24 protein-coding genes are annotated in these 21381 nt (G+C 70.8%); 8 read left to right on the forward strand and 16 right to left on the reverse strand.

The window, feature by feature from the left end; translation table 11 throughout:
- Positions 1-3: 3 nt before the first annotated feature.
- Entirely contained in the window at positions 4-714 is a 711-nt protein-coding gene (locus AC3WLB_RS07030) for a lysophospholipid acyltransferase family protein (protein WP_492504519.1), read from the reverse strand.
- A 219-nt stretch (positions 715-933) separates the two neighbouring features.
- Between AC3WLB_RS07030 and AC3WLB_RS07035 the strand changes: the two genes are divergently transcribed.
- Together AC3WLB_RS07035 and AC3WLB_RS07040 are read left to right on the forward strand one after the other, a co-directional pair.
- Positions 934-1566, forward strand: a complete 633-nt coding sequence (locus AC3WLB_RS07035; RefSeq protein WP_492504521.1) for a thioredoxin-like domain-containing protein — start codon at positions 934-936, stop codon at positions 1564-1566.
- Complete coding sequence (locus AC3WLB_RS07040; protein WP_492504523.1) at positions 1563-2309, forward strand: DUF305 domain-containing protein; 747 nt, start codon at positions 1563-1565, stop codon at positions 2307-2309. The genes AC3WLB_RS07035 and AC3WLB_RS07040 overlap by 4 nt, the downstream gene beginning before the upstream one ends.
- Before the next feature lie 100 nt (positions 2310-2409).
- On the opposite strand, the gene AC3WLB_RS07045 is transcribed toward AC3WLB_RS07040, so the two are convergent.
- From AC3WLB_RS07045 to AC3WLB_RS07070, 6 genes are all read right to left on the reverse strand, one after another.
- Positions 2410-2583 carry a CsbD family protein gene (locus AC3WLB_RS07045; protein WP_022896883.1) on the reverse strand — a complete coding sequence of 58 codons (174 nt, stop codon included), beginning with the start codon at positions 2581-2583 and terminating at the stop codon, positions 2410-2412.
- 79 nt (positions 2584-2662) lie between these two features.
- A complete protein-coding gene (locus tag AC3WLB_RS07050; protein WP_492504525.1) occupies positions 2663-3268 on the reverse strand; it encodes a hypothetical protein in 606 nt (201 codons plus the stop codon).
- Complete coding sequence (locus AC3WLB_RS07055; RefSeq protein ID WP_492504527.1) at positions 3265-3909, reverse strand: hypothetical protein; 645 nt, start codon at positions 3907-3909, stop codon at positions 3265-3267. Before AC3WLB_RS07055 ends, AC3WLB_RS07050 begins: the two co-directional genes overlap by 4 nt.
- A complete protein-coding gene (locus tag AC3WLB_RS07060) occupies positions 3906-4301 on the reverse strand; it encodes a hypothetical protein (protein WP_492504529.1) in 396 nt (131 codons plus the stop codon). The genes AC3WLB_RS07055 and AC3WLB_RS07060 overlap by 4 nt, the downstream gene beginning before the upstream one ends.
- Positions 4298-4495, reverse strand: coding sequence for a DUF2273 domain-containing protein (locus AC3WLB_RS07065; protein ID WP_022896887.1), 198 nt, complete (start codon positions 4493-4495; stop codon positions 4298-4300). Before AC3WLB_RS07065 ends, AC3WLB_RS07060 begins: the two co-directional genes overlap by 4 nt.
- On the reverse strand, positions 4492-4935 hold the full coding sequence (locus AC3WLB_RS07070; protein ID WP_022896888.1) for an Asp23/Gls24 family envelope stress response protein: 444 nt from the start codon (positions 4933-4935) through the stop codon (positions 4492-4494). Before AC3WLB_RS07070 ends, AC3WLB_RS07065 begins: the two co-directional genes overlap by 4 nt.
- Before the next feature lie 143 nt (positions 4936-5078).
- On the opposite strand from AC3WLB_RS07070, the gene AC3WLB_RS07075 reads away from it, so the two are divergent.
- Genes AC3WLB_RS07075 through AC3WLB_RS07085 form a run of 3 tightly spaced genes read left to right on the forward strand, consistent with a single transcriptional unit; the run spans position 5079 to position 6708 of the window.
- Positions 5079-5645 carry an RNA polymerase sigma factor gene (locus tag AC3WLB_RS07075; RefSeq protein WP_492504532.1) on the forward strand — a complete coding sequence of 189 codons (567 nt, stop codon included), beginning with the start codon at positions 5079-5081 and terminating at the stop codon, positions 5643-5645.
- The gene (locus tag AC3WLB_RS07080; protein WP_035882891.1) at positions 5642-6250 is read left to right on the forward strand and encodes an Asp23/Gls24 family envelope stress response protein; all 609 of its coding nucleotides are present in this window, start codon (positions 5642-5644) and stop codon (positions 6248-6250) included. Before AC3WLB_RS07075 ends, AC3WLB_RS07080 begins: the two co-directional genes overlap by 4 nt.
- Positions 6247-6708, forward strand: coding sequence for a hypothetical protein (locus tag AC3WLB_RS07085; RefSeq protein ID WP_492504534.1), 462 nt, complete (start codon positions 6247-6249; stop codon positions 6706-6708). The genes AC3WLB_RS07080 and AC3WLB_RS07085 overlap by 4 nt, the downstream gene beginning before the upstream one ends.
- 512 nt (positions 6709-7220) lie before the next feature.
- Here the strand turns inward: AC3WLB_RS07085 and recQ are convergent.
- From recQ to AC3WLB_RS07100, 3 genes are all read right to left on the reverse strand, one after another.
- The gene (gene recQ, locus AC3WLB_RS07090) at positions 7221-9350 is read right to left on the reverse strand and encodes a DNA helicase RecQ (RefSeq protein ID WP_492504536.1); all 2130 of its coding nucleotides are present in this window, start codon (positions 9348-9350) and stop codon (positions 7221-7223) included.
- A gap of 98 nt (positions 9351-9448) precedes the next feature.
- The gene (menD, locus tag AC3WLB_RS07095) at positions 9449-11227 is read right to left on the reverse strand and encodes a 2-succinyl-5-enolpyruvyl-6-hydroxy-3-cyclohexene-1-carboxylic-acid synthase (protein ID WP_492504538.1); all 1779 of its coding nucleotides are present in this window, start codon (positions 11225-11227) and stop codon (positions 9449-9451) included.
- Positions 11228-11237: 10 nt separating this feature from the next.
- Positions 11238-11588, reverse strand: coding sequence for a PLD nuclease N-terminal domain-containing protein (locus AC3WLB_RS07100; RefSeq protein WP_492504540.1), 351 nt, complete (start codon positions 11586-11588; stop codon positions 11238-11240).
- Positions 11589-11726: 138 nt separating this feature from the next.
- On the opposite strand from AC3WLB_RS07100, the gene AC3WLB_RS07105 reads away from it, so the two are divergent.
- Both AC3WLB_RS07105 and lpdA read left to right on the forward strand, forming a co-directional pair.
- Positions 11727-12056 carry a DUF4229 domain-containing protein gene (locus tag AC3WLB_RS07105; RefSeq protein ID WP_492504542.1) on the forward strand — a complete coding sequence of 110 codons (330 nt, stop codon included), beginning with the start codon at positions 11727-11729 and terminating at the stop codon, positions 12054-12056.
- A gap of 41 nt (positions 12057-12097) precedes the next feature.
- Entirely contained in the window at positions 12098-13498 is a 1401-nt protein-coding gene (gene lpdA / locus AC3WLB_RS07110; protein ID WP_492504544.1) for a dihydrolipoyl dehydrogenase, read from the forward strand.
- Between the two features lie 27 nt (positions 13499-13525).
- Here lpdA and AC3WLB_RS07115 read toward each other — a convergent pair whose 3' ends face one another.
- From AC3WLB_RS07115 to AC3WLB_RS07125, 3 genes are all read right to left on the reverse strand, one after another.
- Positions 13526-14488 carry a 1,4-dihydroxy-2-naphthoate polyprenyltransferase gene (locus tag AC3WLB_RS07115; protein WP_022896896.1) on the reverse strand — a complete coding sequence of 321 codons (963 nt, stop codon included), beginning with the start codon at positions 14486-14488 and terminating at the stop codon, positions 13526-13528.
- Between the two features lie 11 nt (positions 14489-14499).
- Positions 14500-15696, reverse strand: coding sequence for an AMP-binding protein (locus AC3WLB_RS07120; RefSeq protein ID WP_492504546.1), 1197 nt, complete (start codon positions 15694-15696; stop codon positions 14500-14502).
- A gap of 61 nt (positions 15697-15757) precedes the next feature.
- A complete protein-coding gene (locus tag AC3WLB_RS07125) occupies positions 15758-16675 on the reverse strand; it encodes a 1,4-dihydroxy-2-naphthoyl-CoA synthase (protein ID WP_492504548.1) in 918 nt (305 codons plus the stop codon).
- Between the two features lie 86 nt (positions 16676-16761).
- Here AC3WLB_RS07125 and AC3WLB_RS07130 point away from each other — a divergent pair, with 86 nt between their 5' ends.
- Positions 16762-17775: an o-succinylbenzoate synthase gene (locus AC3WLB_RS07130; RefSeq protein WP_492504685.1), complete on the forward strand. Its 1014-nt coding sequence runs from the start codon at positions 16762-16764 to the stop codon at positions 17773-17775.
- A 41-nt stretch (positions 17776-17816) separates the two neighbouring features.
- Here the strand turns inward: AC3WLB_RS07130 and ccsB are convergent, their stop codons facing one another.
- From ccsB to AC3WLB_RS07145, 3 genes are read right to left on the reverse strand one after another with little or no spacing between them, the layout of a single operon-like run.
- Positions 17817-18893: a c-type cytochrome biogenesis protein CcsB gene (gene ccsB / locus AC3WLB_RS07135; protein ID WP_022896900.1), complete on the reverse strand. Its 1077-nt coding sequence runs from the start codon at positions 18891-18893 to the stop codon at positions 17817-17819.
- 9 nt (positions 18894-18902) lie between these two features.
- Complete coding sequence (gene resB / locus AC3WLB_RS07140) at positions 18903-20636, reverse strand: cytochrome c biogenesis protein ResB (RefSeq protein WP_022896901.1); 1734 nt, start codon at positions 20634-20636, stop codon at positions 18903-18905.
- The gene (locus tag AC3WLB_RS07145; protein WP_022896902.1) at positions 20620-21381 is read right to left on the reverse strand and encodes a cytochrome c biogenesis protein CcdA; all 762 of its coding nucleotides are present in this window, start codon (positions 21379-21381) and stop codon (positions 20620-20622) included. Before AC3WLB_RS07145 ends, resB begins: the two co-directional genes overlap by 17 nt.

The raw sequence follows: 21381 nt of genomic DNA on the forward strand, positions 1-21381 counted from the left end.
GGGTCAGACGGGGTCGTTGCGGTGGAGAGCGCGGCGCATCCGCTCGACCACGTTCGCGGCGGGCGGCTCGTTGTAGACACCGGCGAGCTCCTGGCCCGAGAGGCCGCCGATGGCCGCCATCACGTCGTCGGTGAGCCGGCGCCGGGCGCGCGCCGATGACGCCTCGCCGTACGCGGCCGAGTCGATGGGTGCACCGAATCGCACGGTGACGGGCCGGATGCGCGGCAGCCGTGCATCCACCGGCAACAGGTCCTGGGTTCCCGCCAGGCCCACGGGCACGATCGGGCACCGCGTGGTGAGGCTGAGCCAGGCCACCCCGGTGCGGCCGCGGTAGAGCCGGCCGTCCCGCGAGCGCGTACCCTCCGGGTAGATGGCGAACGCGCCATCCGCCTCGAGCACCTCCCGGCCACGTTCGAGGGAGTCCTGCGCCGCCGTGTTGCTCTCGCGGTCGACCGGGATCGCGCCGATCGACTCGAAGAACGCGCGCGAGACCGCGCCCTTGGTGCCCGTGCCCGTGAAGTACTCGGCCTTGGCCAGGAACCGTACGTCGCGCGGAGCGACGATCGTGATGACCACGCTGTCGATGAAGCTCAGGTGGTTGCTCGCGAACAACACCGACCCGGTGCGCGGCACGTTCTCGCGGCCGCTCACCGTCGGCCGGTAGACCACCCGCGAGATGGGACGGGCGACCGCGCGGGCGACCGATTTGAACATCCACCGATCCTCACACGCGATGTATTCCGTTCCGGTTATGGAGCCGGTCGTTGCGCACACATGGATCTACCAGGCATCGTGGAGATAGTTGTAGCTTCAACTCCCTTGCTCGCCGCCATCGAAATGAGAGCCGTGACTCCCCGTTCCGATCCCCCGCGCCCCTCGAACGCATCCTCCTCCGTTCCGCCGAAGGCGCGAGAACAGGCCAAGAAGCTGACCGTGAAGCAGGAACGCGATGCCCGGCGGGCGGCCAAGGTCGCCGAGATGGTCGCTCAGCAGAAGCGGCAGCGCCGCAACCGAATGATCGGCTGGATCACCGGTGGAGTGGCCGCCGCGGCGGCGGTGGCGCTTCTCGTCACCTTCGTGGTCACGAGCTCCGCCCCGAAGGCCGACCCGGCGACGATCGCCATCGAGGGGCTCGAGACCTACCCCGGGCTCACCGCCAACCACGTGACCGGCACGGTCGACTACCCGCAGACCCCGCCGGCCGGCGGCGACCACAACGGCGTCTGGCTGAACTGCGGCGTCTATTCCGAGCCGGTGCCCAACGAGAACGCGGTGCACGACCTCGAGCACGGCGCGATCTGGGTCACCTACGACCCGGCCCAGGTCGATGCCGCCGGGGTCGAGACCCTGCGATCGCACCTCCCCGACACCTACGCGGTGCTCTCGCCCTTCGACGGGTTGAGCGCACCGGTGGTCGCCTCGGCGTGGGGCAACCAGGTGTTCCTCGACGGGGTCGACGACCCGCGGCTCGAGCAGTTCGTGACGAAGTTCTGGAAGTCGGCCGACGCCCCCGAGCCGGGCGCGCCGTGCACCGGCGGCGTGGACGGCCCCGGCAAGGTCGCGTGACCGACGGCGGAGCGGTCGGTGGCACCGGCGCGGACGGCGGTTCCGGGCCGGTAGCCGCTGCGACCCCGCACCGCCCGCGCGGGCGGGTCGTCGTCGCGGCCGTGGTGGCCGCCGTGCTCCTCGGAGTGGTCGCGTTCGCGGCCGGTTGGCTGGCCGCCCCGCGCACCGCCACCCCGTCCGACACCAGCGTCGAGGCCGGCTTCGCGCGCGACATGCAGCAGCACCATGATCAGGCCGTGCAGATGGCCATGATCGTGCGTGAGCAGACCGACGACCCCGAGATCCGGCAGCTGGCCTACGACATCGCCACCTCGCAGGCACAGCAATCCGGCCAGATGTACGCCTGGCTCAACGCGTGGAACCTGCCCCAGGCGTCGTCCGAGCCGGCGATGACCTGGATGCTGCAACCCACCCTCTCGGGTGCGGGTTCCGGCGAGCACGACCACGGTGGCGCATCCGCCGGTTCGATCGACGGCGGCGACATGAAGCCGGGCGATCCGATGCCCGGCATGGCGTCGGCCCAAGACATCGAGCGGCTCTCGCAGCTGACCGGGGTCGAGGCCGAACGGCTGTTCCTGCAGCTCATGATCGCGCACCATCAGGGTGGGGTGGAGATGGCGGAGGCGGCCATCGCGCGCACCAGCAATCCGCTCGTGGTGGCCCTGGCGAAATCGATCACCTTCGCCCAGACCGGCGAGATCGACTACATGCGCGGGCTGCTCGCCGATCGCGGCGGGGCCTAGCACCGGGCATCCGCGCCGCACCAGAATCGGCGCGAGCACGCGAAAGCGGGCCCGCCACCCTCGGGATCGGTGGCGGGCCCGCGCTCTCACGAGAGCGTGACTACTCCTTGAAGGCGTCCTTCACGTTCTCGCCGGCCTTCTTCACGTCGGCCTTGGCCTGGTCGGCCTTGCCCTCGGCCACGAGCTTGTCGTTGTCGGTGAGGTTGCCGACGGCCTCCTTCGCCTTGCCGGCGAGGTCCTCGGCCGCGTTCTTGATCTTGTCTGCTGCGCTCATGACGAGCTCCTTTCTGTTGGGGTGTTCGTGTTTTTTCGGGGAGACATCCGCAGGGCGGATGCCGGTCTGTGGGTTCGCCTCACTGCAGGCGGGTGGTGGAGGTGAGGCGGGCCCGGAAGCCGCCGCCGATCTGGATGAAGGCGGGCAGCTCCCGCCCCAGCAGCGCGTCGAGGGAGTGCAGAGCACCCTCCACCAGCGCTGCCGCGTCGTTCGGGGCGAAGCCGCGCCGGCAGGTCACCGAGATCTTCAGCACGGGGGTGCGCTTCACCCGGTAGAGCGAGACATGGGAGGCGACGAACTCGGGGCGCGCACTCAGCACGTCCTGGAGCGCCTGCTCGGCGACCCCCGACTCGACGACGGTGGTGCCGTGGGCGGAGGCGTCGTCGGTCACCGCGATGCGGATGTGTCCGCGGCCGTGCCGGGTCGCGAAGGCGATGAGCACGACCACAGCCAGAACGAGCAGCACGAGCACCGCCGGCATGAGCCAGCTCACGCCGGTGTCGCCGAGCGGGGTCTGCTGCAGCCATCCGCTCACCCAGTTGCGGGTCGGGTCGATGGCGTTCTGCCAGGCGTCGCGCACCGGTTGCACCAGCACAGCGGCAGCCGCGGCCACGCCGATGACGAGGAGCAGCAGGCCGAGCACGAAGACGAGGGTGCGGTTGGCCGCGCGATTGGAGCTGTTCATGCGCCGATCCTTCCGTTCGGGGCGACGCGCACCCGGCCCCGGAGTGCCGGGGTGAGCGCCCAGTCGGCCAGCCGTTCGTCGACGGTCTGCTGCACCGCGCTGCGGTCGACGGGGATGCCCGAGGTGGGCACGAGACTCACCACGGCGGAGCGGTGCGAAACGGCGACCGAGGTGTTGTCGGGATCGACGTCGGCCGCCAGGGCCGCGTGCCTGGCCAAGGCCGAGGCGACCACCTCGTTGTCGACCACCACGGCCGCGCGGTCGGAGGCGAGCACATGACGGGCTCGCCGGCCCGGGCTGAGCGCGAGCACGATCAGCACCAGACCGAGCAGCGCCACGAGGATGCCCGCGGTCGCCACGATCCACGTGGGTGCGTCGACGAGGTGGAGGGTGGAGCCGAACATGTCGGCCGGTGCCGCCAGCAGCGCCGGGGCGCCCAGGAGCGCGAGCACGATCTCGGTGCCGATCCAGGCGAACACGATCACGAGCAGCAGGGCGAGCGTGATCGCGAGGCCGGAGCGGGACGCATGGGTCTCGCGGCGCACGATCCGGCGGTAGAGCCGAGCGGAGCCGGGCGTCGGCGTGATGCCGTCCGCCGCCGCTGCGGTGCTCGGCGCCGGCGCAGAGGTTGTGGTACTCATCGAACCCTCTCCTCCTTCTGGATGTCAGCGGCCTTCAGCCGTACGACGACCCGGGAGATCGCCGAGCCGGTGAGTCCGGAGACGCGATCGCGGATGACGTCGTGGGCGCGGGCTGCGCGCCCGAGCACGGTGCCGCCGGCCCGCTCGACCGCGCCGGGGTCGGTGCGGATGCGGTCGAGCGACGGCACGCGGATGGGTGTGCTCACGGTGAGCACGAGCATCCCGTTCTCGTCGGCCAGGTCGACCCCGATGGCCGACGCCGGCACGCCGAAGGTGTCGGCGGTGACGGCGGCGACCACGCGGTTCAGCGCCTTCGCGCTGATTCGGGTGCGGCCCCGCTCGGAACGGATGCAGGGGCCTGCCGCGACAGAACTCATCGCGGCGGCGGTCATGATGAGACGCGCTTTCCGCGAATCACGTCGGTGAGCGCCGCGAGGCTGAGCTTGCCCTCGATGATGCGGCCGACGAGCGCTCCGATCGCGATGGCGATCGCGACGAAGAAGAACGCCCAGAAGCCGAGCACGATCCAGGTCAGTGCGAGCACGGCGCCGATCAGCATGCCCGTGCGGGTGGCCGAGGCGGTCACTGGACTCGAGCCTCAGCCGGCTCGGCGTCGTCGGAGGGCAGGTGCACGTCGTTGACGGTCACGTTCACCTCGGTGACTTCCAGGCCCACGATCGACTCGACGGCGCGGATGATGTTCGAGCGCACGCCGTCGGCCACGTCCTGCAATGCCAGCGGGTACTCGGCCACGATCGTGACGTCGACGGCGACCTGCGTCTCGCCGACCTCCACACTGATGCCCTGGGACTGGTCGGTGCCGGCCACGGCCTCACGGATGGCACCGAACGCGCGAGCTGCGCCGCCGCCGAGTGCGTAGACGCCGCGCGCCTCACGGGCGGCGATGCCCGCCACCTTCGCGACGACGCCGTCGTTGATGACGGTCTTGCCGAGCGTGGTCTGCACGTTGGTGGGGGTCGAGGCGGCGGTGGCCGTCGCGGTGCTGGGGGTGGTGGTGTTCGCCATGGTTTCTCTCCTCGATCGGAGCCCCTGGGTTCGGGGCTTGATTGTGCTTCGTTGTCTATAGGACGTCGCCACGGGGTGATTCGTCACACTCGTCCCAGAAGTTTTTTTCTGGAGCATTCTTCGGCGTGGTGTTGGATGGGGGCATGACCGAGGAGCGGAGCGGGCGCGATCTGAGCGACGCCGCCGACCGCATCCTCGCCGGGCGCGCCGCCGACGGCGACGTCCGGGCGTTCGAAGTGCTGGTGCGCCGGTACGGGCGGCTGATGCGCGCGTACGCCTACCGCATCCTCGGTTCGTCGAGCGATGTCGACGATGTCGTGCAAGAGGCGTTCATCACGGCTTGGCGGAAGCTGCCGGAGCTCGCCGACCTCGACGTGGTGAAGAGCTGGCTGATGCGGATCGTGTCCAATCGTGCGCTCGACCAGATCCGGCGGCGTCGGGAGACCGCTGACATCACCGACCACGACCAGCCTGCCCCGGAGGAACAATCACCCCTCGCTCAGGCCGAAGCGATGTCGCTCGACCAGGCGCTGAATGCGGCGCTCGCCGCGCTGCCGGACGATCAACGGCGCTGCTGGGTGCTGCGAGAGATCGGCGAGTACAGCTACCTCGAGATCGCGCAGGAGCTCGACCTGCCCTCGAGCACCGTGCGTGGGCTGATCGCCCGGGCACGTAAGAACCTGATCCGTGAGATGGAGGCATGGCGATGAGCATCCCCCACGACCCCCCACCCACGTCCTGGGAACCCGAAGACCTCGACGGCCACACGATCGAGGAGCTCTCCGCCTACCTCGACAGCGGCCGTAGCCCGGCCGATCCGAGCATCGATTCGTCGCCCGGTTGCCAGCTGGCGCTGGCGTCGCTGCAGCGGCTGCGCCGGCTCGCCGGCTCCTTGCTGGAGACGCAGGCCACGAGCGAGCCCGAGCCGGAGGAGAGCTGGGTGGCCGGCATCGTTCGCAACATCAGCCGCGAAGCCCGGGCCGGACGCACCATCCCGATCGCGCACCCGGACGCGGCGGCCGACCTCGGGATCACCGAGGGGTCGGTTCGCGGCCTCATCCGGGCCGCGGGCGACACGATCGACGGGCTCATCATCGGGCGCTGCCGCCTCGAGGGCGACGTCACCACCCCGGGCACGCCGATCACCGTCACGGTCGACGCCACTGTCGGCTGGGGTGCGAGCATCCCGGAGACGACGGCGCGGCTGCGGGCGGCGATCGCCGATTCCCTGGCCCGACACACCGATCTCGACGTCGCGGCGATCGACATCACCGTCACGGATGTGCACACCGAGCGGGCGGAGGACGAACGATGATCGCCGAAGATCTGCCGCGGGAACTCCGCGAGGCGCTGTCGGCCCTGCCCGGGGTGGTCGCGGTGTACCCGGCTCGGCCGGCGCTGCGGACGGTCGTCGACGCCGCGGTCGGTGGGGTCGCCGGCCTCGTCGGCGGGCTGCGCGAGGCGGCTCTCCCGAGCCTCGGAGCCACCCGGCCGCCGGTGGGGACAGCCGGGCCCGCCGCTGCGGCACCGCCTGCGGAGAGTGCCCTGGGCACTCCTGCGGCAGCGGCTGCGGTCGCTGCGGGCGATGAGCCCGTGGTGGTGACGGAGCGGGATGGCCGCGTGCACGTCGAGGCGACCCTCGGCATCACGGATTCGGTTCCGGCGGCGGCCAGCGCACGCGCCGCCTACGACGTCGTCGCCGCCCACCTCACCGCCGCCGGCCTCGCGATCGGCGACATCCGCATCCTCATCGCGAACATCGACCCCGCCTGAGCGCCCCCCTACGCCAGGGCGCCCCCGTGGGAGCAGCTACGGCAGAGGGCCGCCGGAGGAGAGGCCGCAGGACGAGCGTGCCGTCGGGAGAGCCTGCCGTCGGACGTCGGGAGAGCCTGCCGTCGGACGATGTGGCCGGGGAGCCCGCCAGCCGGGTTGCCCGGCCGGCCGGCGCGAACGGGGCTGACCGGCACGCAGCGCCACCGGCCAAGAGGGTGGCGCCGGCCAGGAGGGGGTGCCGGCGGAACAGTGGCGCCCACCGGGGCGGTGCCGCGGAGCAGGACAGTGCCGCCGTCCAGTGGAGTGGCGCGGACCAAGAGTGTGGCACCGACCAGCACGGTGGCGCCCGCCAGGACGGTGGCGCCCGCCGGGAGGGCCGCACGCCTGGTCACGCCCGCCAGGGCGGTGGCGCCCGCCGGGAGGGCCGCACGCCTGAGCGCGCTCGCCAGGGCGGTGGTAACCGGCGGGAGGCCGGGCGGCTGGGTCGCCGTGGCTCCCGGCGGGGCGTCGGGTCAGGGGCCGTACGGGTCGTCGGGTGGGAAGTCGTCGAACGGCGGGTAGTCGTCGGGGGGCGGCGCCTCGTCGTCGTGGAAGGGGGCGTCGACGCCGTCGAAGGAGGGGACCGTGGAACGCGAAGCGGACGCGCCGCCGGTCCGCCGGCCCGAAGACGACGACGCGGTGCCCCCGGTGCGCGAGCCGAACGAACCGGCCGTCGCGCCGCCGGACGCTCGGGACGATGACGACCCGGCACCCGCTTCGCCGTCGGGCGCAGCACCCGGCGTGTACTGCCCCGCCACGATCGTGGCGATGAGTCCCGGGCCGTAGGCCTCCCGCTTCCGCTCGCCGATGCCCGAGATGCCCTCGAGCTGGGCGATGCTCGTCGGCCGCAGCGCCGCGACCGTCGCGAGCGTCGCGTCGTGGAACACCACGTACGCAGGCACGCCCTGCTCCTTGGCCGTGGCGGCCCGCCACGCCCGCAGCTGCTCGAACAGCTCCGCGTCGTCGCTCGAGAGCTCGGCCTTCGCGGTCGAGCCACGACTGCCCCGGGACCCGCTGCCGCCACTGCCGCCCCCGCTGCGACTCGACGCAACCCGCTCGGGCTCCCGCCGCAGCTGCACCGTCCGCTCCCCCGACAGCACCGAACCGCTCTCAGGAGTGATGACGAGCGTGCCGTACCCGTCGTCGTTCACCGCGAGCAGCCCCTGCGCGAGCAGCTGCCGCACGACCCCGCGCCACTGCTGCTCGCTGAGCTCGGTGCCGATGCCCCAGGTGGTGAGCTCGTCGTGCCGCCACTGCGCCACCCGGTCGGTGCGCTTGCCGCGCAGGATGTCGACGAGGTGCCCCGCCCCGAAGCGCTGGTTGCGCTCGCGGTCGAGGCGCACCACCGTCGAGAGCAGTTTCTGGGCTGCGATGGTGCCGTCCCACGCCTCGGGCGGGGTGATGCAGGTGTCGCAGTTGCCGCACGGCTCGCTCTTCTGCCCGAAGTAGCCCAGCAGGTTCACCCGGCGGCAACTGACCGTCTCGCAGAGGGCGAGCATCGCATCCAGATGCGCCGACAGACGCCGCCGATGCGCCAGATCACCCGGCGACTCGTCGATCATGCGCCGCTGCTGCACCACGTCGTTCAACCCGTAGGCCATCCACGCCGTCGACGGCAAACCGTCGCGCCCCGCGCGACCGGTCTCCTGGTAGTACCCCTCGACCGACTTTGGCAGGTCGATGTGGGCCACGAACCGCACGTCGGGCTTGTCGATCCCCATGCCGAACGCGATGGTGGCCACGATCACCACCCCCTCGTCGCGCAGGAACCGCGCCTGCGTGCGAGCCCGCACCCGGGCATCCAGCCCCGCGTGATACGGCATGGCGTCGACGCCGTTCTCGGCGAGGAACTGCGCGGTCTTCTCCACCGTGTTGCGGGAGAGCGCGTAGACGATGCCCGCCTCGCCCTCGTGCTCGGAGCGGATGAACGACAGCAGCTGCCGGCGCACCTCCCCCTTCGGGTCGATGCGGTACTGGATGTTCGGCCGGTCGAAGCTCGCCACGAAATGCCGCGCATCGCGGAGCGAGAGCCGCTCGGTGATCTCTTTGTGGGTGGCCTCGGTGGCGGTGGCGGTGAGCGCGATGCGCGGCACTGTCGGCCAGCGCTCGGCGAGCTCGGCCAGGGCTAGGTAGTCGGGCCGGAAGTCATGCCCCCACTGCGACACACAGTGCGCCTCGTCGATCGCGAACAGCGCGATCTCGCCGTTCTCGAGAAAACGCTTCGTGCTCTCGGCGGAGAGCCGCTCGGGTGCGACGTAGAGCAGGTCGAGCTCGCCGTCGAGGTAGGCGCGCTCCACCTGTGCCCGCTCGCCCGCGTCTTGGGTGGAGTTGAGGAAGGCCGCGCGCACGCCCACGGCTTTCATGGCCTCCACCTGATCGTGCATGAGCGCGATCAGCGGCGAGATGACAACGCCCGTGCCCGAGCGCACCAGCGACGGCACCTGGTAGCACAGCGACTTGCCGGCGCCCGTCGGCATCAGCACGACGGCATCGCCGCCGCCGATGACGTGGTCGATGACCTCCGCCTGGTCTCCGCGGAACGAGTCGTACCCGAAGACCCGGCTGAGGGTGTCGAGTGCGATGGAGGCGGATGTCTGGGTCACGTGACGAGCCTAGTTCGCGCCGCCGACATCCCGCCGTTCCCGACGGAATTGTGAGCACCCAGACCAGGGACGGCGAATGTGCAGGAGCGGATGCGCCCTCAGCGCTCCAACGGCACTTCGAGCACGCTCGGCCCGGCCGGCGGCGAAGCAAGCGCCGAGTCGAGGTCGCCGCGGCCGGTCACGCGACGGTGCTCCCAGCCGTACGCCGCGGCGAGCGCCGCCAGATCGGTCTGCTGCGGCGTGAACAGCACGCGATCGAACGCGGCCGGCGGGGCCGTCGCCGCCACTTCGAGCGAATCGAAGATCGTGCCACCACCGTCGTTGCCGACGATGAGCTGGATGCGCGGCCGCACCTCCCCCGCACCGAGCAGCAGACCGCCCACATCGTGCAGCAGCGTGAGGTCGCCGAGCAGCACCCGGGTCGTGCCCGCACGCTCCCGCCCGGAGACGCCGGCACCCGACGCCGCGCCGCCGACCGCCGACCGTACCGCGCTCTGGCTGGCCAGAGCGATGCCGATCGCCGTCGACACCGTGCCGTCGATGCCCGCGAGGCCCCGGTTGGCGTGCACGCGCATCCGCTTGCCCGGTGCGACCGCGTCGAGCTCGCGGATGAGCCGCGACGCCCCGAGCACCAGCCGATCGTGCGGCCAGCTGGCCCGCCACACCGCGAGCGCCAGCGCCCGTCGGGTGATCGGCGCCCGCAACGCCGCGAGTTCGGCGCGCGCGAACGCGCGTTGTCCCTCGTAGTCGCCCGCGGCGCCCCGCTCCACCAGAGGCGCGGCCACGTCGTCGTCGGCGCCCGCCTGCTCGAGCAGCTCGCGGCTCGCGAACACCCACTGGCCCGTCCAGGCGCGAGCTGCGCGGTCGGATCGATCTTCGGGGTCGGCGGTCACCGCATCCGCCACGACCGCGTCGGCACGCGGCAGCACCGGCTCGCCGGGCCCGCGCACCACCACGACGGTCACGTCGTCGCGCGCCAGCAGCGCCGGCACCTGGCGGCTGAGCGTCGGATGCCCGAACACCACCGCCCGCTCCACGCGCCCGCCGAACTCCGGATGCCCGAGCAACTCCCGGTACGCAGCGACGAGGTTCGGCCCGAACCGGGCGCCGCTCGAGACCTCGGCGATGAGCGGCCACCCCGCGTGCAGGGCGAACTCGTTGGCGGCCTCGCCCGCATCCGCCCCGGCGATCACGACGGTGCGCGGACCCCGCTCGAGCTGCAGGGCAGCGGATGCGCGGGGCTCTGCCATGGCACCGGCCGCGCTCGAGGTCTCGCCCTGCGGCTGCGGCGCGTCGTCCTCCAGCGCTCCCGAGAGCGGCTCGACGAACTGCAGGTTGATGTGCACCGGGCCGGCCTGGAGTCCGGGAGACCCGATGCTGCCACGCGGTGCGCCGACCGCGGCGGCGACGGCGAACACGGCCAGCTCCCGCTCATCCGGGATCGCGTCCGGCAGCGGAGCGGGAACGTCTCGTTCCGCCTGTACGAAGCGCCCGAACAGTCCGGGCTGCCACGTGGTCTGATTCGAGCCGGTGCCGCGGAGGGCGGCCGGGCGGTCGGCCGTCAGCACGATCATCGGCACGCCCGAGTGGGAGGCCTCGACGACGGCCGGCAGGAGGTTGGCGGCGGCGGTGCCCGAGGTGGTCACGACCAGCGCCGGCCGGCCGCTCTCGCGGGCGATGCCCAAGGCGGTGAACGCGGCGTCCCGCTCGTCGATGCGCACGTGCAGCATCATGCGGCCCTGCTGCTCGAGCTCGGCGAGCGCGAGCGCGAGCGCCTGCGATCTCGAACCCGGCGACAGCACGGCGTGCTCCACCCCGAGGTCGGCGAACGTTCGCACGAGGCGGGTGGCGAACGTCGCGGCCGCGCTGGCCGTCACGGTGCTGCCCTCACCGCTCGGATCTGCCGTTGTCCTGCTCGTCGTCGGTCTCGGCGAGGCGCTTCTCCAGTTCGCGGATGCGCTCGTCTTCGTTCGGGTCGCGGATGGGCCGCATCGTGCCGAGGAAGTCGGGGTCGTCGTCGGGACCGATCGCCCGCACCGGCGGCGAGGTGACGCGCCGGCCGCGACCGATGAGCAGCCACAGGATTCCGCCGATGGGCGTGAAGAGCAGGATGATGAAGAACCAGGCCACGCGGGGAAGAGCTCGCACCCGCGACTTCGGCAACATGAGACAGTCGACGAGCGCATACACCGTGAACGCCACCACGATGATGACGAGAGCAAGGAGCAGGCGAGCCATGGAGTAACTGTACCCCCGGGATCCGGGAGTGCACTGCGTGTTTCCCCACCGCATCCTGACCCGTTCCGCGGCTCGGATCCGCCCGCGGCGAACGCCTTGGCGGGAGGCGGTCAGGCTGCGCGCCGTAGACTCGAAGACGTGAATCCCGGACGCACCTGGCTCGTGTACACCCTCATCCGATTGGGGCTGTTCGCGGTCGTCCTGGTGGTGTTGCTGCTGCTGCAGATCACGCCGTGGCTGGCTGCCGTCATCGCGGCGCTGATCTCGTTGTGCATCTCGATCATCTTCCTCCGGAAGCCCCGCGACGAGGCGTCGCGAACACTGTACGAAGCGCGCGCCAATCGTGGGCGTTCGGCCGGCCGGCCCAGCGTCGCCAGCGAGGACGAGAGTGTCGAAGACGATGCCGTCGACCACGCCGGACAGCGCCAGACGGGCGCCGACGGCGCCGCCGACGAGCCGCGCCCCTGAAGGCTTTCCATCCACCCGTTCCCGTGACACAAGGAGAGATCATGCCCGCACACTTCGACGTCGTCGTGCTCGGAGCCGGCCCCGGCGGCTACGTCGCCGCCATCCGCGCAGCGCAGCTCGGCAAGTCGGTGGCGGTCGTCGAGCGGCAGTACTGGGGCGGTGTGTGCCTGAACGTGGGCTGCATCCCGTCGAAGGCGCTGCTGCGCAACGCCGAACTCGCCCACATCTTCACGCACCAGGCCGCGCAGTTCGGCATCTCGGGCGATGTGGCCTTCGACTTCGGCGCCGCGTTCGACCGCAGCCGCCAGGTCGCCGACGGCCGCGTCAAGGGCGTGCACTTCCTGATGAAGAAGAACAAGATCACCGAGTTCGACGGCCACGGCGTGTTCACGGATGCGCACACCCTCGATGTCGAGCTGGCCGGCGGTCACCGGGAGACCATCACCTTCGACGACGCCATCATCGCCACCGGTTCGACCGTGCGCCTGCTCCCCGGCGTGCAGCTCTCGGACAACGTCGTGACGTACGAGACGCAGATCATGACCCGCGACCTGCCGCGCTCCATCGTGATCGTCGGCGCCGGTGCCATCGGCATGGAGTTCGGTTACGTGCTCAAGAACTACGGCGTCGATGTGACCATCATCGAGTTCCTCGATCGCGCGTTGCCCAATGAAGACGCGGATGTGTCGAAGGAGATCGCGAAGCAGTACAAGAAGCTCGGCATCGACATCCTCACCTCCACCAAGGTGGAGACGGTGGTCGACAACGGGTCGTCGGTGACGGTGACCTACACCGCCAAGGACGGCTCGCAGGGCTCGATCGAGGCCGACAAGGTGCTCATGTCGATCGGCTTCGCGCCGCGGGTGGAGGGCTACGGCCTGGAGAAGACCGGTGTCGCCCTCACCGAGCGCGGCGCCATCGCGATCGACGAGTTCATGCGCACCAACGTTCCGCACATCTACGCCATCGGGGATGTCACCGCGAAGCTTCAGCTCGCGCACGTCGCCGAGGCGCAGGGCGTGGTCGCGGCCGAGACCATCGCGGGCGCCGAGACGCAGGCGCTGGGCGACTACCGGATGATGCCGCGCGCCACCTTCTGCCAGCCGCAGGTCGCGTCGTTCGGACTGACCGAGCAGCAGGCGCGCGATGAGGGCCATGACATCAAGGTGGTGTCGTTCCCGTTCCAGGCGAACGGCAAGGCACACGGTCTGGGCGAGCCGGTGGGCTTCGTGAAGCTCGTGGCCGACTCGCAGTACGGCGAGTTGCTGGGTGCGCACATGATCGGGCCGGATGTCTCTGAGCTGCTGCCCGAACTGACCCTCGCGCAGAAGTGGGACCTCACCGCCACCGAGCTCGCGCGCAACGTGCACACGCATCCGACGCTCTCGGAGGCGCTGCAGGAAGGGTTCCACGGGCTCACGGGCCACATGATCAACTTCTGAGGCGCGCCGCTCCACTGCGGCGCGCCGCTAGTAGCCGAAGGCGAGCCCCAGCCCGATGCCGTAGAGCAGACCGGCGAAGCTCGTCAGCTGCAGCACGGTCACGAACTCGCGCGGCTTCTTGGCGGTGAGCATGATGATGACGGCGGGCCCCGTGAGCAGCAGCGTGAAGAACACCAGCGGCGCGAGCGGGAACAGCAGCGAGAAGAACCAGAGGATCGCATACGCGATCACGAGCCACACCACGTAGACGACGCGGGAGGCGGTGCGGCCGATCAGCACGGCCAAGGTGCGCTTCTTCACGAGCTTGTCCTGCTCGATGTCGCGGATGTTGTTGGCCATCAGCACCGCGCAGGCGATCGAGCCGGCGGCGATCCCCGCCAACCACGCCTCGTCGTTGATGTCGCCCGCCAGGATGAACGTGGTGCCGGCTGTGGCAACCAGCCCGAAGAACACGAAGACGAACACCTCGCCGAGGCCGTAGTAGCCGTACGGATGCTTGCCGCCGGTGTAGAACCAGCCCGCCGCGATGGCGGCCGCGCCGATGGCGAGCAGCCAGTAGTGCCCGGTGATGACGGTGATGGCGAGGCCCGCGACGGCGGCAAGGCCGAAGAACACGAGCGCCACGGCGAGCACGCGCTTGGCAGGCACGAGGCCGGAGCCGGTGAGTCGCGGTGGCCCGACCCGGAAGTCGTCGGTGCCGCGAACGCCGTCGGAATAGTCGTTGGCGTAGTTGACACCGATCTGCAGGAACACGGCGACGAGCAGACACAGCAGCACGAGCAGCTTGGAGATGTCGACCGTGTCGACCATCGCGGCGCCGGTGCCGAGAGCGACCGGTGCGATCGCGAGGGGAAGTGTGCGAAGTCGCGCACCCGCGATCCAGGCGCCGGCCGCCGATCGTGGGCCGGCCGGACGGGCGGCGGGCGTGCTGCTACGGACGGCGTTGACGCGCGCGGGATGACCCGAGGGGCGCTTCTTGGTTCTGGACATCGGGGCCGATTCTAGTCAGCGGGGCCTTGGAGCGACCTGGCGATCGCGACCCGGTCGGGTTTGCCGGACGACAGTCGTGGTAGCCGCTCGACGCGGCGCACCGCGACGGGTGCCGCAGCGCGCCCCGCGGCGTCGATGACGGCGCCGCGCACCTGGTCGAGCGCGTTCGCCGGCACCGCCGCATCGGTCACCACCACGCTCGACTGACCCCACCGCTCGTCGGTCTGGGCGACGACCACCGCCTGCTCGAAGCCGGGCAGCGTCTGCACCACCCGCTCGACCCGGTCGAGCGACACCTTCACCCCGCCGGAGATGATGACGTTGTCGACCCGGCCCGTGACCCGCAGCAGACCGTCGACGATGCTGCCACTGTCGGCGGTGCGGTACCAGCGCACGCCCTCGTCGAAGCGGAAGGTGCGTGCGGTGAGCTCCTCGTCGCCGAGGTAGCCCTCGGCGAGGGTGGGGCCGGCGAGCTCGATCTCGCCATCGCTGATGCGGGCCACCGTCTGGCCGATCGGGCGGCCGTCGTAGACGCAGCCGCCGGCGGTCTCGCTGGCGCCGTAGGTGCGCACGACCCGTAGCCCGAGGTCGATGGCGCGCTCGTACAGCGCCGCCGGCAGCGCCTGGCCGCCGATGAGGATGCTGTCGAGCCGGGAGACGGAGCGGCGGATGCCCCGGTCGCGCTCGGCGACCGTCGCGAGCCGCGCGAGCTGGGCCGGTACGAGGGAGGTGAACCGGAGCGGCGCGTCGAGCTGGTCGGCGAGCGCGGCGAAGGTGTGCGCCGAGAAGCGACCGGGCGGATGCACGACGGACTCGGTTCCGGCGACGATCGAGCGCACCAGCACCTGTGCCCCCGCGACGTAGTGCGTCGGCAGCGCCAGCAGCCACTGCCCCGGCCCGCCGAGTTCGGACTCGACGGCCGCCGCCGAGGCGAGCAACGCGTCCGTGCTCAACGCGACGCGTTTGGGCGCTCCCGACGAGCCCGACGTCTCGACCACCAATGCGACAGCCTTCGGCACGTCGGTGGGCAAGGTCGCACCCCCGTCCCCTTGCGGATCGCCGAGCGGGGCTTCCCCGCCGGACGACCGACGGTCGCTGCCCGCCTCACGCGGAAGGATCGCTGCACCGTCGTTGCTCAGGGCGCGACGGAGCGCGGCGCTGAGCTCCGCCGCATCCGCCCCGTAGAGCACCTCGAGCACCCGCGTCACGACTCCACTCCTGACTCCTCGACGAGCGCCGCGCGGACGACATCGGCTGCGACGGCGACCATCAGTAGTGGTAGGGGAAGGCGGACCAGTCGGGTGCGCGCTTCTCGAGGAAGGAGTCGCGACCCTCGACCGCTTCGTCGCTCGCGTAGGCCAGGCGCGTCGCCTCACCAGCGAAGACCTGCTGCCCCACCAGCCCGTCGTCGACGGCGTTGAACGCGTACTTCAGCATGCGGATGGCCGTCGGCGACTTGCCCAGAATGACCCTGGCCCAGCGCAGCGCCTCACGCTCGAGCTCCTCGTGCGGCACGACCGCGTTCACCGCGCCCATCTCGTACGCTCGCCGTGCACTGTACTCCTCGGCCAGGAAGAAGATCTCCCGCGCCACCTTCTGCCCGACCTGACGCGCGAGGTAGGCACTGCCGTACCCGCCGTCGAACGATCCCACATCGGCATCGGTCTGCTTGAACCGGCCGTGCTCCTCGCTCGCGATGGTGAGGTCGCACACCACGTGCAACGAGTGCCCGCCACCCGCCGCCCAGCCGGGCACCACCGCGATCACCACCTTCGACATGAAGCGGATGAGCCGCTGCACCTCGAGGATGTGCAGGCGCCCGGCGCGCGCGGTGTCGATGCCCTTCGCTGTCTGGTCGGTGGAGTACTTGTAGCCGTCGCGCCCCCGGATGCGCTGGTCGCCGCCACTGCAGAACGCCCAGCCACCGTCGCGGGGACTCGGACCGTTGCCGGTGAGCAGCACCACCCCCACCCGCGGGTTCTGCCGCGCGTCGTCGAGCGCCGCGTAGAGCTCGTCGACCGTCTTGGGGCGGAAGGCGTTGCGCACCTCCGGCCGGTCGAAGGCGATGCGCGCCACCCGGCCCTCCCGGTCGAGGTGATAGGTGATGTCGGTGAAGCCCTCGGAGCCGGGCGCGACGACCCATTCGGCGGGGTCGAAGATGTCGGAGACGGTGGTGCGATCGGTCATGCTGCAAGGTTACGCGGTGCCACCGGGGCGGTTCGGGTGGGCCGGAAATTGTGGAGAACTCCGCTGAGGTCGAGACTTGTGGAGTGATGGATGATGCGGTGCCGCTTCCCGACCTCGACGATCTGCTCGAACGGATGCACGTGGTGGCGATCCCGCTGCACACCCGCTTCCGCGGGCAAACCCTCCGTGAGTTGGCGGTGATCGAAGGCCTGGAGGGCTGGACGGAGTTCTCCCCCTTCCCCGAGTACGACGACGCCGAGGCCGCCACCTGGCTCCGCGGCGCGATCGACTTCGGCTGGGCGGCTCTGCCCGCCGCTCACCGCACCGAGATCATGGTGAATGCGACCCTGCCCGCGGTCCCCGCGGACGAGGTGGGCCGCGTGCTGAGCCACTACGACGGCTGCCGCACCGTCAAGGTCAAGGTCGCCGAACGCGGCCAGACCCTCGACGACGACGTGGCCCGCGTGCGCGCGGCCCGAGAAGTGCTCGGGCCGGAGGGACGCATCCGGATCGATGCGAATGCCGCCTGGAACGTCGACGAGGCCGAGCACGCCATCCACCGCCTCGGCGAGTTCGACCTCGAGTACGTGGAGCAGCCGTGCGCGACGGTGCCGGAGCTCGCCGAGATCCGCGAGCGGGTGGCCTACCTCGGCATCCCGATCGCCGCCGACGAGAGCGTGCGGAAGGCGAGCGACCCGCTGGCGGTGGCGCGCGCGGGCGCCGCGGACCTCCTGGTGGTGAAGGCGCAACCGCTCGGCGGCGTGACGCGGGCGCTCCGCATCGTGCGCGAAGCCGGCCTGCCCGCCGTGGTGTCGTCGGCGCTCGAGAGCTCCGTCGGCATCGCGATGGGCGCGCACCTCGCCGCCGCGCTGCCCACCCTCGAGTACGATTGCGGGCTCGCCACGGTCGACCTCTTCACGGGCGACGTCGTGCCCGCCACCGAAAGCCTCGTGCCGCACGGCGGCCTGATCCCCGTGAGGCGCCCGGAGGTCGACCCGTCTCTGCTCGCCCTGCACCGTGCGTCGCCCGACCGTGAGCTCTGGTGGCGCGAGCGGGTCACCCGCTGCTGGTCCCTCCTCGCAGCCGAGCAGCGCCCGTAGCCACTCCGCCGCCCAGCGGCATCCGCCCCCGGGCGCGCGGCCTACAGGCCCGAGTAGGAGTGCAGGCCCTTGAAGAAGATGTTCACCACACCGAAGTTGAACAGCACGGCCGAGAAGCCGACGATGGCGAGCCACGCCGAGCGGGAGCCGCGCCAGCCGCGGGTGGCCCGGGCGTGGATGTAGCCGGCGTAGATGACCCAGATGATGAAGGTCCACACCTCTTTGGTGTCCCAGCCCCAGTAGCGCCCCCAGGCCCGCTCGGCCCAGATGGCGCCCGCGATCAGCGTGAAGGTCCAGAGCACGAAGCCCACGATGTTGACCCGGTAGGCCAGGCGCTCGAGGGTGTCGGAGTCGGGCAGGGTCTGCAGGAAGCGCAGCCGCAGCGCCGTCGCGATGCGCGACACCGAGTCGCCCTTCGTCTGCAGCAGCTGGATGATCGACAGCGCACCGCCGAGGGCGAAGAACGCGGTGCCGAGGATGGCGACCAGCACGTGGATGACGAGCCACGCCGACTGCAGCGCCGGCGGCAGCGGCGAGACGCTCACGTAGTAGTTGACCGTCGAGATGCCGAGCAGTACCAGCACGAGACCGGTGACGAAGGTGCCGAGGAAGCGGAGGTCTTCGCGGATGAGCAGCACCAGGAACACCGCCACGATGAGGAGCGTCCCGGTGATGGAGAACTCGTACATGTTGGCCCACGGCACCCGCGACGCCGCGATGCCACGGAGGATGACCCCGCCGAGCTGGATGACCCACGCCAGGATGGTGAACGAGACGCCGAGGCGCAACGCCATCGACCGCTTGCCCGCCGCATCGACCCCGGCGAGCGAGACGAGACTCGACCCGCCCGCGGCCCCCGACTCCGAACCGGACCCCGAGCGCGCCGAAGAAGCTGCCGACCCGGCAGCTGCCGCCTCGAGCATCCCCACGCGCCCCGACTCCGCTCCCACCGCCGCCGGCACCGCAGCGACATCGCCCTCCGCGGCCTCGGTCGCCTTGCGCACGGTCGACGACCGCCGGGCCAGGTCGAGCGCGAATGCCACGAAGGCCAGCGCATACACGGCCATGGCCGAGTAGATGAGGATGACGGAGATCTCGTCGAGGGTTTGCGTTGTCACAGGTAGAGCCTAAGCCTTCGGGTCGGTCGGGGTCTCGGGTGCCGGCGCAGTTGTGGACGGCGAATCGGGCGAAGAGGATGTGGAGGAGAAGCCGTCCGCATGCCGGTTCGCGAGCGCCGCCACCGCCTCGGCCAGCCGCGGATCGTCGCCGCGAGCGAGCCCCGCGTACTCCACGTGCACGGTTCCGTCGGCTCGCGCGGCCGCCTTCACCCACACCCGCCGGCGCGGCACGAACAGCGAGGTCAACAACCCGCCGAGCACGAGCACCGCGAACAGCAACACCCACCCCTGGGTCGGGTCGTGGTGCACCTCGAACGAGGCGAACCGCTTCACGTCGTCGAGCGACACCGTGCCGAGTCCGTTCGGCAACTCGGTCGTCTCCCCCGGCTTCAGCTCGATCGAATCCACCCCGGTGTCACCGCCGGTGAGCTGCGTCATGGTGTCGGTGTCGAGGGTGTAGACGGACGCGGGCACCCCGCCGTCGAGCCCCAGGTCGCCCTCGTACACGTTGAGCGTGAGCACCGGGTACTGCAGCTCCGGGAAGGAGGAGTAGTACACCCCCGACTGCGCCTGCGCCTGCGTGGGATAGAAGAACCCGATCAACCCCACCTGCTCCGGCAGCCCGTCGGGCACCTTGACGACGCCGAGCGAGGTGAGCGAGGAGTCCTGCGGCAGGAACGGCACCGAGTCGGTGAACACCACGTCGCCCGCCGGGTTGCGGATCGTGATCGTCGGCGCATAGCCGTTGCCGAGGAGGTAGACGTCGGTGCCGCCGATCTTCAGCGGACTGTTCACCTTGATGTCGGCCGACGAGGTCGTGCCCGACGCATCCGTCGTCGTCACGGCCGCCGTGTAGTCGAGCGGCTGGCCGAACGCCTTGAGTGACTGCGTCTCGTAGCTCGCCGAGAACGAGTCGAGCGTGATGGCGTAGGGCGAGAGCGCGCTGTCGGTGAAGAACCGGCCCGGATTGAAGGTGTCGTAGGCGAGCAGCGTGTTCACGAAGGTCTGCCCCTCCACCACCACGCGGTTGCCGTTGTAGCCGAAGCCGCCGCCGAACCCGACGGTGATGAGGATGCCGACGAGCGCCGAGTGGAAGACCAGATTGCCGGTCTCGCGCAGGTAGCCGCGCTCGGCCGACACCGACACGACGTCGCCTCCGGTGCGCCGGTCGACGCTCGTGAACACGACCGTGCGATACCGCTGCCGCTTCAGCAGCGCCCGCGCCGACTCGATCACCGAGGCCGGCGTGACGGATGCCGACCCGCCGTCAGCCGACGACGCCGCCAGGTCGCGCGTGGTGAAGCCCGCCAGCCGCGAGAGCCGCGCCGGCGTGCGCGGCGGCTTGGCGCGCAGGGCCTCGAAGTGGTGCTTGGTGCGCGGGATCACGCAGCCGATCAGCGAGATGAACAGCAGCAGGTAGATCGACGAGAACCACACCGAGGTGTACACGTCGAAGACCTGCAGCTTGTCGAGGAACGGCGCCAGATCGGGGTTGTCGACGAAGTACTGCGTGACGCCGTTGGGGTCGGCGGCGCGCTGCGGCACGAGCGATCCGGGCACCGCGGCGAGCGCGAGCAGGAGCAGCAGGAAGAGCGCGGTGCGCATGCTGGTGAGCTGGCGCCAGAACCAGCGCAGCCAGCCGACGGGCCCGAGGCGCGGGAGGGTGACCCCGTCGGAACCGGCGTCGTCGGGCGAACCGCCCCCCGCATCCGGCGACTCGTAGTGATCAGATGGGCGCGACAAAGCCGTTGATCACCGCCTGCATCTCGTAGATCCAGATCGTCCAGAGGCCCGAGACCATGAGGATGCCGATGGCCACCAGCAGCACACCGCCGATGATGTTGATCGCGCGGATGTGACGCTTGAGGAACGCCACCGAACTGGTCACCCAGTTGAGCCCCAGAGCCACCAGCAGGAAGGGCAGGCCGAGGCCGATGCAGTAGAAGAGGCCGAGCAGCACGCCGCTCCACGCCGAGCCGCTGGTGAGGCTGAGCGCCTGGATCGCGCCGAGGGTCGGGCCGATGCACGGGGTCCAGCCGAGACCGAACACGATGCCGAGGATGGGCGCACCCGCAAGTCCCGTCGCCGGACGCCACGCGGGCTTGAAGGTGCGCTGCAGGAAGCTGAACTGGCCGATGAACACGAGCCCGAGCGCGATCACGACGACGCCCATGATGCGGGTGATCCAGTCCTGCCACACCACGAGCCAGGTGCCGAGCGCACCGAACACGGCCGAGTAGGCGAGGAACACCGCGGAGAAGCCGAGGATGAACAGAGCGATGCCGAGAAGCATCCGCCGCCGCGCCGACTTGCGGGCCGCAGTGCCGGCCGCACCCACCTCGGAGATGCCGCCGACGTAGGCGAGGTAGCCGGGCACGAGCGGCAGCACGCACGGCGAGGCGAACGAGACCAGACCCGCCAGCAGCGCGATCGGAATGGCGAGGAGCAGCTGACCGCTCAGCACCACCTCGGCGAAGGGGTTGCCCAC

The sequence above is a fragment of the Herbiconiux sp. FW305-C-125 genome, assembly GCF_058783455.1.

Excerpts from the sequence above, each read along its gene's own strand:
- AC3WLB_RS07030 (WP_492504519.1), bottom strand. The coding sequence starts at position 714 with ATGTTCAAATCGGTCGCCCGCGCGGTCGCCCGTCCCATCTCGCGGGTG.
- AC3WLB_RS07045 (WP_022896883.1), bottom strand. The coding sequence starts at position 2,583 with ATGAGCGCAGCAGACAAGATCAAGAACGCGGCCGAGGACCTCGCCGGC.
- AC3WLB_RS07050 (WP_492504525.1), bottom strand. The coding sequence starts at position 3,268 with ATGAACAGCTCCAATCGCGCGGCCAACCGCACCCTCGTCTTCGTGCTC.
- AC3WLB_RS07055 (WP_492504527.1), bottom strand. The coding sequence starts at position 3,909 with ATGAGTACCACAACCTCTGCGCCGGCGCCGAGCACCGCAGCGGCGGCG.
- AC3WLB_RS07060 (WP_492504529.1), bottom strand. The coding sequence starts at position 4,301 with ATGACCGCCGCCGCGATGAGTTCTGTCGCGGCAGGCCCCTGCATCCGT.
- AC3WLB_RS07070 (WP_022896888.1), bottom strand. The coding sequence starts at position 4,935 with ATGGCGAACACCACCACCCCCAGCACCGCGACGGCCACCGCCGCCTCG.
- AC3WLB_RS07075 (WP_492504532.1), top strand. The coding sequence starts at position 5,079 with ATGACCGAGGAGCGGAGCGGGCGCGATCTGAGCGACGCCGCCGACCGC.
- AC3WLB_RS07080 (WP_035882891.1), top strand. The coding sequence starts at position 5,642 with ATGAGCATCCCCCACGACCCCCCACCCACGTCCTGGGAACCCGAAGAC.
- AC3WLB_RS07085 (WP_492504534.1), top strand. The coding sequence starts at position 6,247 with ATGATCGCCGAAGATCTGCCGCGGGAACTCCGCGAGGCGCTGTCGGCC.
- AC3WLB_RS07100 (WP_492504540.1), bottom strand. The coding sequence starts at position 11,588 with ATGGCTCGCCTGCTCCTTGCTCTCGTCATCATCGTGGTGGCGTTCACG.
- lpdA (WP_492504544.1), top strand. The coding sequence starts at position 12,098 with ATGCCCGCACACTTCGACGTCGTCGTGCTCGGAGCCGGCCCCGGCGGC.
- AC3WLB_RS07115 (WP_022896896.1), bottom strand. The coding sequence starts at position 14,488 with ATGTCCAGAACCAAGAAGCGCCCCTCGGGTCATCCCGCGCGCGTCAAC.
- AC3WLB_RS07125 (WP_492504548.1), bottom strand. The coding sequence starts at position 16,675 with ATGACCGATCGCACCACCGTCTCCGACATCTTCGACCCCGCCGAATGG.
- AC3WLB_RS07130 (WP_492504685.1), top strand. The coding sequence starts at position 16,762 with ATGGATGATGCGGTGCCGCTTCCCGACCTCGACGATCTGCTCGAACGG.